Below are 9,766 nucleotides of genomic sequence, written 5' to 3'. Positions count from 1 at the left end.
GTCACCTTGGGCAAGTCCCTCATGGAGAGTTCGTCATGTCGTTTACCCGACGCCGTTTCCTCAAAGGCACCCTCGCTGCCGGTGCCGTCGCTACCGTCCCTTCGTTCTACATCAACAAGGTCCTTGCACAGGACCAGACCCTGCGCATCTACGCCTGGGCCGGCTACTTCACCGATGAGATGCTGGCCGATTTCACCGAGAAGACCGGTATCCGTGCGACCTTCACCCCTTACGGCACCAACGATGAGCTGATGAACTCGCTGCGGGCTTCCGACGGTTCCGGCTTCGACGTGATCATGCCTACCGTCGATCGTGTGCCCGGCTACCTGGATTACGACCTGGTGCAGCCGCTGGACGAATCGCGCATCAACTGGTCCGGGGCGCTCGACAGTGCCATCGAGGGCTCCGAGGTGGGCGGGGTGGTCGACGGCAAACGCTACTTTGCACCCAGCGACTGGGGCACCGAAGCGATCACCTGGCATCGACGCTTCGCCGATATCGACCGTACCAACCTCAGCTATGCCGATCTTTGGAATCCTGAGCACGGCCAGGGGGTGACGGTGCGCGGCCATTCTGCGCTGGTGGGCGTCGGCCTGTGGCTGGAACGTGAAGGCCGGCTGCCTTACCCGCTGCTCGATTCCTACCGCAGCGAAGAAGCCATGCGCGCCAATTTCGACGTGATCCTCGAAGAGGCGGTCAAGCACAAGCAGATGCTGGTCCAGTTCTGGAATACCGAGAACGAGGCCCAGGCGGCATTCCGTACCAACGGTGCCGTCATCGGTCAAACCTGGGATTCCACCGCGTTCCGCCTGCGCCAGGAAGGCGAGGACGTTGCCTACGGTGCGCCGAAAGAGGGGGCGATGGCGTGGATGGAAGGCTTCGTGATTCCCAAGAACGCCCGTAATCCGGACGCCGTCTACGAGCTGATCAACTGGTACTACACCCCGGAGGCGGGCGCGATGTTCGCCGAGGCCACCGGCTACAACTCCACCTCCAAGGGTGCCACCGAGCTGCTGCCCGAGGAGACCCGGCAGTTCTTCACCGACTCTTATACCGATGAGGACCTGGCCAATCTTTGGTGGTGGCCGATCCAGGAGCCGTGGTACGTGGCGCTGCGCAATGAGTACCAGGATCGCTATCTCAGTGCTTGATCCGGCTGCATGAGGAGAGGCGCCTCGCGCAATGAGCTGACATCGCAGAGGCGCTGGCCGCAAAAGAAGGGGCAGGTCACGCCTTTGTGGTCAGCGAATGCGCTGGGGCGCCGTCACGCCGGGGTGGGAGTAAGCGGGCTGTCACCTCGGCATTCAGTATAAGAAGGCAAGTAGAATGGACGGTAGCGTCAGACTGGACGAGGTGGTGATGCGCTTCGGCGATTTCACCGCCATCGAGAAGACCTCGCTTGCGATCGAATCGGGCGAATTTTTCAGCTTTCTCGGCCCCTCGGGCTGCGGCAAGACAACCCTGCTCAATATCGTCAGCGGCTTTCTCGTGCCCAGCGAAGGGCAGGTGTACATCGGTGACGAACCCATGGCCGGGGTGCCGGTGAACCGCCGGCCTACGGCGATGATCTTTCAGAACCTGGCACTGTTCCCGCTGATGACCGTGTTCGAGAACATCGAGTTCGGCCTCGAGGTGCGCGGCATAGACAAGCGCAAGCGGCGCGAGGTGTCCGAGCGTTTGCTGGCGCTGGTGGCGCTGGAGGGCAGCGGCCCGAAAATGGTGACCGAGCTGTCGGGCGGGCAGAAGCAGCGCGTGGCCATCGCCCGGGCGCTGGCGGTGGAGCCCCGTGTGCTGCTGCTCGACGAGCCGCTCTCGGCGCTGGATCTCAAACTGCGCCAGCACATGCGCACCGAGCTCAAGGCGATACAGCGCAAGACCGGCATTACCTTCATCTATATCACCCACGACCAGGGCGAGGCATTGAACATGTCCGACCGGGTGGCGGTGATGTCGGCAGGGCGCATCCAACAGGTCGCCGAACCCATGACCCTCTACCGCCAGCCGGCCACCGGCTTCGTTGCCGCCTTCGTCGGTGAGAACAACCGGCTCCAGGTGCGCGTCATCGACCGCGAAGGCGAGCGGGTACGCCTCGACGGCGGTGCCCTTGGCGAGCTCGCAGGGCGGGCGGGCAGTGAGGCGCAGCTGGCCAATGGCGAGGAAGCGTCGCTGTTCATACGCCCCGAACACCTGCGCCCAGTGGCTGCGGATGCCAGTGGCGTGACGTTGGAGGCCGATATCGAGGCGGTGCACTTCGAAGGCGCTTGGGTAATGCTCGAGACGCGCCTGGTCGCTTCGGGCGAAAAGCTGCGCGTGCAGCTCGGCCACGAGGTTTCTCGGGGGCAGGCGGATGCGCTCGCCGTGGGCCGCCGCCTCACCTTCGGCTACGACCCGGCCGATGCAGTGGTGCTGCCCGACGACGGCAGTCCGGTGGTGGATGAAGAGACCGGTGAGGTGGTGCAGAGCAAGCTGGCGGGGGGAGCTCATGTTTAGACAGCTCCAGGCCCGCTTCGGCGGGCCGCTGGCGATGGCCATCGTCACCCTGCTGGGGATCTGGCTGATCGTGATGGTGACCCTGCCGCAGCTGCAGATGATCGAATACTCGCTGCGACCCAATCTGCTGCCTGCCCAGGTCGGTGGGCCCGACGACCGGCTTACGCTTGCCAACTACGCCACGCTGTTCAACAACGACATCCACCGCACCATCTTCTTCAAGACCATCTGGTCGAGCGTGCTGGTTACGCTGCTGACGCTGGCGGTGAGCTATCCGTTGGCGTGGTACCTGGCCAAGGTGGCCACCCCACGTCAGGCGGCGCTGTGCATCCTGCTGCTTATCGTACCGTTCTGGATCAACGAGATCCTGCGCACCTACTCCTGGTTCATCATCCTGGCGTTTCGCGGCCCGCTAAACGAAGTGCTGATGATGCTGGGGCTGATCGATCGGCCCATCCGCTTTCTCAGCGGCAATGGCGGGGTCATGGTGGGCATGGTCTACGCCTATATCCTGTTCATGGTGTTCCCGGTCTACAACGCCATCGAGAGCCTCGACGACAACCAGGTGCGCGCCGCCCGCGACCTCGGCGCCGGTACCGTGCGCACCCATCGGCGCATCGTCATTCCCCACGCCAAGCCGGGTATCGCCACCGGCTGCATCATGACCTTCATGCTGGCGGCAGGCAGCTATGCGGTGCCGGCGCTGCTCGGCTCGCCGGGGAGCCGCTGGTTCACCCAGATCATCTACAACTGGTTCTTCGAAGGCGGCAACTGGAACCAGGGCGCGGCCTACGCCTTCCTGCTGCTGGTGCTTTGCATCGGCTTCATGTCGTTGATCATGAAAGTGTTCAAGGTGGGTCTGGGGGATATCGGGAAATGAGTTCGCAACGCTTCCTCGCCTTCGGCCTGCGCTTCTACGTGGTGGTTTTCTTCGCCTACCTGTTCCTGCCGCTGATCATCATGGCGGCGGCCACCTTCAACGACAGTCGCTTTCCTACCGTGACGCCATGGGACGGGACCACCCTGCGCTGGTTCGGCGAACTCGCCGCCGACCGCGGCATGTGGCAGGCGCTCACCAACAGCCTGATCGTGGCTGTCGGCGTATTGGTCGTGGCGGTGCCCATCGGCATCGCCACCGCGCTGTTCCTCAATACGGTATCGAGCCGCGCCAAACCGTTCCTGTATGCCTTGATTCTCTCGCCGCTGCTCACACCGGGGGTGATCATCGGCATCTCGACGCTGATCTTCTGGCGCCAGTTCGGCGTCAGCGGCGGCATCTTCCTCACCGTGCTGGGCCAGGCCACCTTCATCGCCGCCTACGTCATGCTGATGGTCACCGCCCGCCTGCAGCGCTTCGATCGCACCATGGAGCGCGCGGCGCTGGACCTCGGTGCCAGCCAGTGGCAGATGTTTCGGCGTATCCTGCTGCCGTACCTCAAGCCGGCGCTCTACTCGGCGGCGGTGATCGCCTTTCTGCAATCCTTCGAGAACTACAACACCACGTTGTTCGTGGTGGGCTACGACACCACCCTGACGGTCTACATCGCCTCCAAGGTACGTACCGGCCTGACCCCGGCGGTGAACGCCCTGGGGCTGATCCTGATCTTGATCACCGTGGCGATTGCGGCCATCTACGAACTCAAGCGACGCCGCGAGGCGGCCCGCAGCGTAAAGGGAGTGTAGGCACCGCTCGCCAATTCATGGGCTTTCCTCGCGACTAGGCCTGATGCCACCAGCACCCTCGTGTGCTGGTGGATTCTTTGCACGCCTCATTCATTTTCTCCCCCGACCAAAGTCTATGTGGCTCTGACTTCCTGTTTTCTAGACTAACTACCATACTAGCTGTGTCAGATGGCGGCAGCGCCTCTTCGCACGCGACACGGGATCATTGCTATGAATACGACCTTACTCACGCTATGGCAGGAGACCCGCGAAAGCGATTCGGTTCGCCAGCGGCTCTACCAGGTGTTGCGCCAGTCGATCATTCGCATGGTGCTGGAGCCTGGGCAGGCGCTTTCCGAGAAGGAGCTCGCCGATGCCTTCTCGGTCAGTCGGCAGCCGGTACGCGAGGCTTTCATTCGCCTCTCCGAGGCCGGGCTGGTGGAGGTGCGCCCGCAGCGAGGTACCTACGTGGTGCGTATTTCGCGCCAGGCGGTGCTGGAAGCGCGCTTCATTCGCGAGGCGGTCGAGGTGGCGATAGCGCGGGCGGCGGCCGAGAAGGGGCTCTCCGCCCCGGTGTTGAGGGAGCTCAACGAATTGATCGAGCGCCAGCGTGGCTGTATCGATCCTCTCGACCACGACCGTTTCTACCTGCTCGATGAAGCCTTCCACCGCACCATGGCGCTGGAGGTGGGCAATACCATGGCGTGGCGTGTGATCGAGGACGTCAAGGCGCAGCTGGACAGGGTGCGCTACTTGAGTATTCCGGACTCGACGCCGATCGCCAAGCTCACCGATCAGCACCAGGCCGTGGTGGAGGCCATTGCCGCGCGCAAGCCGGAGCAGGCGGCCCAGGCCATGGCCGCGCATCAGCGCGAGATCCTGCTCTCCCTGCCGGAGCTGGAGCGGCGTTTCCCGACGATGTTCGAAGCGTCTGCCGTCACGGCCACATTGGCCGAGGCATGAAGTACTAATCGCAGCGCCACCATCCGGCGCGGCGATGATCGATCCCGGCCGAACAAGAGCCGACCCATAGCAAAAACAAGACTCAGGAGCTCGTCATGAAGGTGCAGATTCTCGTACCCGCGCTAGCGCTGCTGCTGGCCGGTAATGCCGCTCAGGCCGCCTATCAGCTCAACCTTTCCTCAGCGCTCAGTGCGCAGGACCCCATCGTCCAGGCCATGGAGAGTGCCAGGGAAGCGATACAAGAACGCTCGGGCGGTGAGCTCACCCTCCAGGTATTTCCCAACAGCCAGCTCGGCTCCGATGAGGACGTGGTGGAGCAGATCCGTAGCGGGGCCAACATCGCCATCCTGATAGACGCCGGGCGTCTCTCTGAATACCAGCCGGAGCTGGGCATTCTCAGCGCACCCTACCTGGTCGAGGACCCGGCCGAATACGACCACATCACCGCCTCGGAGCTTTATCAGGGCTGGGTCGAGAGCCTGGCGCAGAACAGCGGCCTGCGGCTGCTCAACTACAACTGGTTCCAGGGTTCGCGCCACATGCTGACCAAGAAGCTGGTAGAGGCGCCCGACGACCTGCGCGGCATTCGTGTGCGCACCATCAACTCGCCGGTGTGGCTGCGTACCATCGAATCGATGGGGGCGACCCCCACGCCGCTGCCCTGGTCGGAGGTCTACTCGGCGCTGCAGCTCGGTGTGATCGACGGTGCCGAGGCGCAGCTTACCGCCGCCGAAGGCCAGAACCTGCACGAGGTGGTCAGCCATATCGCCCTGACCGGCCACATTCATTTGATGACCGGCATCGCCACGTCCGAGCGCTGGTACCAGTCGCTGCCGGAGGAGCTGCGCACGATCCTCGACGAAGAGCTGCAGCGGGCGGGGGTAGAGGCCAGCCAGGCCACCGCCGATGCCCAGGCTGCCGTACGTGAACGTATGGAAGCGGAAGGTGTGACATTTACCGAAGTGGACATCGAGCTGTTTCGTGAGCGCGTTGGCGGCGTCTACGAGGAGCTCGGCTATGACCAGTATCGCGACGAGCTGACCGCCGCGGAGTGAGGCCGCAGCCCTTGCCGCCAAGTGCGGCGGGGGCCTGTCGCCACGCACGACTTTCAGGATCGGCCGGAGGATCTCCGGCATCGAGGAATTCCTCTATGTGGTACTGGTACGACCGATTCGAAGCGGGGCTCGCCGTCGTCCTGTTGGGGGCGACATCGCTGACTCTGCTGGCGAGCTCTTCTGCACGCGCCATCGGCCAACCCTTCGCTGGTGGGGCCGAGCTGGCCCAGTTGCTGTTCATCTGGACGGCGGTGCTGGGGGCGGATATCACCCTGCGACACGGCGGTCAGGTGCGTATCGACGCCTTGGCGATACGCCTGCCGCTGGCGTTACAGCGGATGGCAACCGGGCTCTGTCTGATACTGATGCTGGGCTTTCTCGCTCTGCTGGTGCGTTACGGTTTCCCTCTGGCGTTTTCCAACTGGCAGCGCCCGATGGGTGTGGCCGGGCTGAGCTACGGCTATATCACCCTGGCGCTGCCGGTGGGGGCGCTATTGATGATCGTCTCGCTGCTGCGCCGTATCGCGGCAAAGGGCATCGTGATGAGCCTGGCGCCGGATGACGAAATGACGGAGAAGGCCTCATGACGGCTGCGCTTCTACTGGGCTTGGGGCTGGTGCTGATGGCCATCGGCATGCCCGTCGCCTTCGCCATCGGCATTGCCGGGTTCACTTATTTCTTTCTGCCCGACACCTTCCTGCCTACCAATATCGGGGTCCAGCGCATCGTTTCGGCCACCCAGTCGTTTCCGTTGCTGGCGGTGCCGCTGTTCATTTTCATCGGCCACCTGATGAATGCCAGCGGCATTACGCCCAGGCTCATTCGACTCTCCAAGCTGCTGGCGGGTTGGATGAGCGGCGGCCTGGCTCAGGCGAGCATCGTGCTCAGCACGCTGATGGGCGGGGTGTCGGGCTCGGCGGTGGCCGATGCCGCCATGCAGTCGCGGGTGCTGGGGCAGGGCATGATCAAGGAGGGCTATACGCCCGGCTTCTCCGGTGCGGTGTTGGCCATTGGTGGGCTTATCACCGCCACCATCCCGCCGAGCATCGGCCTCATTCTCTATGGCTACCTCGGCGAGGTCTCCATCGGCCGGCTGTTCATCGCCGGCGTGGTGCCCGGCTTCCTGTTGATGGTGGCGCTGATGGTAACCACCTATTTCGTTGCCAAGCGGCGCGGCTACGCGCCGGTACGCGACGGGTTGCCTTCGGGGCGAGAAGTGCTGTCGGCGTTGCGCAGCAGCATCTGGGCACTGCTGTTTCCGGTGTGGCTGCTGGTGGGCATCCGCTATGGGCTGTTTACGCCCACCGAGGCGGGGGCCTTCGCCGTGGCCTATGCGCTGTTGGTGGGCTGCGTGATTCATCGCGAGATGGGCCTGCGCGAAGTCCTCGCGGCGATGCACGCCAGCGTGCGCGACATCGGCATGATCATGCTGATCATCATGTTTTCGGGAATCATCGGCTACGTGGTCTCCTTCGAGCGGGTGCCGCAGACTATCGCCGAGCTGACGCTGGGTGTGTTCGCCAGCCCGACCACGCTGCTGCTCACCCTGGCCGTACTGCTGGTGCTGCTCGGCATGCTGCTGGAGGCCACGGTGGTGGTGATGCTGCTCACGCCGATCCTGGTGCCGGTGATCAAGGCCGCCGGTATCGATCCGGTGCACTTCGGCCTGCTGATGATGACCCTGGTGACTTTCGGCGGCATGACCCCGCCGGTGGGTATTTCGATGTACACCGTATGCGGGATTCTGCGCTGCTCTTTCTTCGATTACAGCCGCGAGCTGCTGCCCTTTGCCCTGGCGGTGTTCACCGTGGTGCTGGGCATCATCTTCTTCCCCGACATCGTGCTGTTCCTGCCCAACCTGCTGATGGGCTGAGCATGAGCCAGCCGACAACGACGGAGCGTGTCATGACCTTCAATGATCGCATCGATTTCATGGGGCCCGACTTCCTGCTCGAGAACGAGCCGGCGCGTCGGCTCTACCACGAGCATGCCGCCGCCATGCCGATCTGCGACTACCACTCGCACCTGAGCCCGGCGGAGATATCCGGCGACGTGCGCTTCGACAACCTCACCGAACTGTGGCTCAAGGGCGATCACTACAAGTGGCGGGCGATGCGCATTGCCGGTATCGACGAGCGGCGCATCACCGGCGAGGCCAGCGACCGCGAGCGCTTCCAGGCGTGGGCCGAAACGGTGCCGGACTGTCTCGGCAACCCGCTCTATCACTGGACCCATCTTGAGCTGCGCCATCCGCTGGGCATCGAGAACACGCTGCTCTCGCCGGCCACCGCCGAGGAGATCTGGGCGACCTCGCGCGAGCGCCTGGCCACGCCGCAGCTGAGTGCCCAGGGCATTCTCCAACGCTTCGACGTACGTACCGTGTGCACCACCGATGACCCGGTGGATGACCTCGCGCTCCATCGCCGCCACGCCGAGAGCGGGGCGGCGCCCAGCATGCTGCCGACCTTCCGGGCCGATGCCGTGCTCAAGATTGAGCAGCCCGGCTTCGTCGACTATCTCAGCGAACTGGAGCGCGCCAGCGGAGTAGCCATCCGCGGCTACGACGACCTGCTGGCGGCGCTGTACCAGCGCCTCGAGCACTTCGCCGCCCACGGCTGCTGCCTCTCCGACCACAGCCTGGAGAAGCCGGTGTTCGTCGCGCCGCCGAGCACGGCCGAGCTCGACCGGCTGATCGAGCGTCGCCGCCAGGGCAGAACCCTCACTGGTGACGAGAACGCCGCCTTCACCACCGCGGTGCTGCTGTGGCTGGGGCGCGAGTACGCCCGGCGCGGCTGGGTGATGCAGCTGCACCTGGGCGCGCTGCGCAGCCTGAGCCAGCGCGGCCTGGCCGAGATCGGTGCCAACAGCGGTTTCGACGCCATCGGCGACGTTACCTACGCCGAGCCGCTGGCGGCGATTCTCGATGCGCTGGATCGCGAGCGGGCGCTGCCGCGCACCGTGGTCTACAACCTCAACCCGCGCGACAACGAGATGCTGGCGAGCCTGGTCGGCTCGTTCGCCAGCGACGGCATCCCCGGCAAGCTGCAGTTCGGCGCCGCCTGGTGGTTCAACGACCAGCGCGACGGTATCGAGCGCCAGCTCGTCACGCAGATGAACTTCGGCCTGCTGCGGCATTTTGTCGGCATGCTCACCGATTCGCGCAGCCTGCTGTCGTTCTCCCGCCACGACTACTTCCGCCGCATCTTCTGCCAGATGCTCGGGGCGCAGATCCAGCGCGGCGAATTGCCGAACGATCTCGACCGCATCGGCGAGCTGGTGCGGGCGGTGTGCTACGACAACGTGCAGCGCTACCTCTTCGAAAGATAGGGCTCCCCCTCCACCTCACTGCGACGGAAGCTTCATGAAAATCAGCGATGCCTATGTGATCGTCACCTCGCCGGGGCGCAACTTCGTCACCCTCAAGATCGTCACCGAGTCGGGTACCTACGGTATCGGCGACGCCACCCTGAACGGTCGCGAGATGGCGGTGGTGGCCTACCTCGAGGAGCACGTGCTGCCGGCCCTGATCGGGCGCGACGCCAGCCGTATCGAGGATATCTGGCACTACCTCTATCGCGGCGCCTACTGGCGCCGGG

General features: G+C 64.2%; 9 protein-coding genes and 1 pseudogene. All 10 read left to right on the top strand.

Annotation, left to right across the window (positions count from 1 at the left end; all coding sequences use genetic code 11):
* A partial coding sequence (locus AC2VNO_RS16355) for a substrate-binding domain-containing protein (protein ID WP_486935125.1) occupies window positions 1–1,151 on the top strand: 1,151 nt, incomplete at its 5' end.
* Window positions 1,152–1,326: 175 nt separating this feature from the next.
* Window positions 1,327–2,490 (top strand): ABC transporter ATP-binding protein, encoded by a 1,164-nt coding sequence (locus AC2VNO_RS16350; protein WP_486935124.1) that lies wholly within the window; start codon window positions 1,327–1,329, stop codon window positions 2,488–2,490.
* Entirely contained in the window at window positions 2,483–3,370 is an 888-nt protein-coding gene (locus tag AC2VNO_RS16345) for an ABC transporter permease (RefSeq protein WP_486935123.1), read from the top strand. Before AC2VNO_RS16350 ends, AC2VNO_RS16345 begins: the two co-directional genes overlap by 8 nt.
* Window positions 3,367–4,173 (top strand): ABC transporter permease, encoded by an 807-nt coding sequence (locus AC2VNO_RS16340; protein ID WP_486935122.1) that lies wholly within the window; start codon window positions 3,367–3,369, stop codon window positions 4,171–4,173. Before AC2VNO_RS16345 ends, AC2VNO_RS16340 begins: the two co-directional genes overlap by 4 nt.
* A gap of 210 nt (window positions 4,174–4,383) precedes the next feature.
* On the top strand, window positions 4,384–5,115 hold the full coding sequence (locus AC2VNO_RS16335; RefSeq protein ID WP_486935121.1) for a GntR family transcriptional regulator: 732 nt from the start codon (window positions 4,384–4,386) through the stop codon (window positions 5,113–5,115).
* A 95-nt stretch (window positions 5,116–5,210) separates the two neighbouring features.
* Window positions 5,211–6,170: a C4-dicarboxylate TRAP transporter substrate-binding protein gene (locus tag AC2VNO_RS16330; protein WP_486935120.1), complete on the top strand. Its 960-nt coding sequence runs from the start codon at window positions 5,211–5,213 to the stop codon at window positions 6,168–6,170.
* Between the two features lie 95 nt (window positions 6,171–6,265).
* A complete protein-coding gene (locus AC2VNO_RS16325; protein ID WP_486935119.1) occupies window positions 6,266–6,757 on the top strand; it encodes a TRAP transporter small permease in 492 nt (163 codons plus the stop codon).
* Window positions 6,754–8,043, top strand: coding sequence for a TRAP transporter large permease (locus tag AC2VNO_RS16320; RefSeq protein WP_486935118.1), 1,290 nt, complete (start codon window positions 6,754–6,756; stop codon window positions 8,041–8,043). The genes AC2VNO_RS16325 and AC2VNO_RS16320 overlap by 4 nt, the downstream gene beginning before the upstream one ends.
* A 32-nt stretch (window positions 8,044–8,075) precedes the next feature.
* Window positions 8,076–9,497 carry a glucuronate isomerase gene (gene uxaC / locus AC2VNO_RS16315; protein ID WP_486935117.1) on the top strand — a complete coding sequence of 474 codons (1,422 nt, stop codon included), beginning with the start codon at window positions 8,076–8,078 and terminating at the stop codon, window positions 9,495–9,497.
* 34 nt (window positions 9,498–9,531) lie between these two features.
* A pseudogene (locus tag AC2VNO_RS16310) lies at window positions 9,532–9,766 on the top strand (bifunctional D-altronate/D-mannonate dehydratase); the annotation flags it as partial.

It is taken from the genome of Halomonas sp. TH-94 (assembly GCF_057473365.1).
The sequence above is the reverse complement of the archived record's forward strand: the minus strand, read 5'-3'. Positions and strand labels throughout refer to the sequence as shown.

Bases quoted from the DNA above. Each gene is read 5' to 3' on its own strand.
- AC2VNO_RS16330 (WP_486935120.1), top strand. From the start codon at position 5,211: ATGAAGGTGCAGATTCTCGTACCCGCGCTAGCGCTGCTGCTGGCCGGT.
- AC2VNO_RS16340 (WP_486935122.1), top strand. From the start codon at position 3,367: ATGAGTTCGCAACGCTTCCTCGCCTTCGGCCTGCGCTTCTACGTGGTG.
- AC2VNO_RS16325 (WP_486935119.1), top strand. From the start codon at position 6,266: ATGTGGTACTGGTACGACCGATTCGAAGCGGGGCTCGCCGTCGTCCTG.
- uxaC (WP_486935117.1), top strand. From the start codon at position 8,076: ATGACCTTCAATGATCGCATCGATTTCATGGGGCCCGACTTCCTGCTC.
- AC2VNO_RS16320 (WP_486935118.1), top strand. From the start codon at position 6,754: ATGACGGCTGCGCTTCTACTGGGCTTGGGGCTGGTGCTGATGGCCATC.
- AC2VNO_RS16345 (WP_486935123.1), top strand. From the start codon at position 2,483: ATGTTTAGACAGCTCCAGGCCCGCTTCGGCGGGCCGCTGGCGATGGCC.
- AC2VNO_RS16335 (WP_486935121.1), top strand. From the start codon at position 4,384: ATGAATACGACCTTACTCACGCTATGGCAGGAGACCCGCGAAAGCGAT.
- AC2VNO_RS16350 (WP_486935124.1), top strand. From the start codon at position 1,327: ATGGACGGTAGCGTCAGACTGGACGAGGTGGTGATGCGCTTCGGCGAT.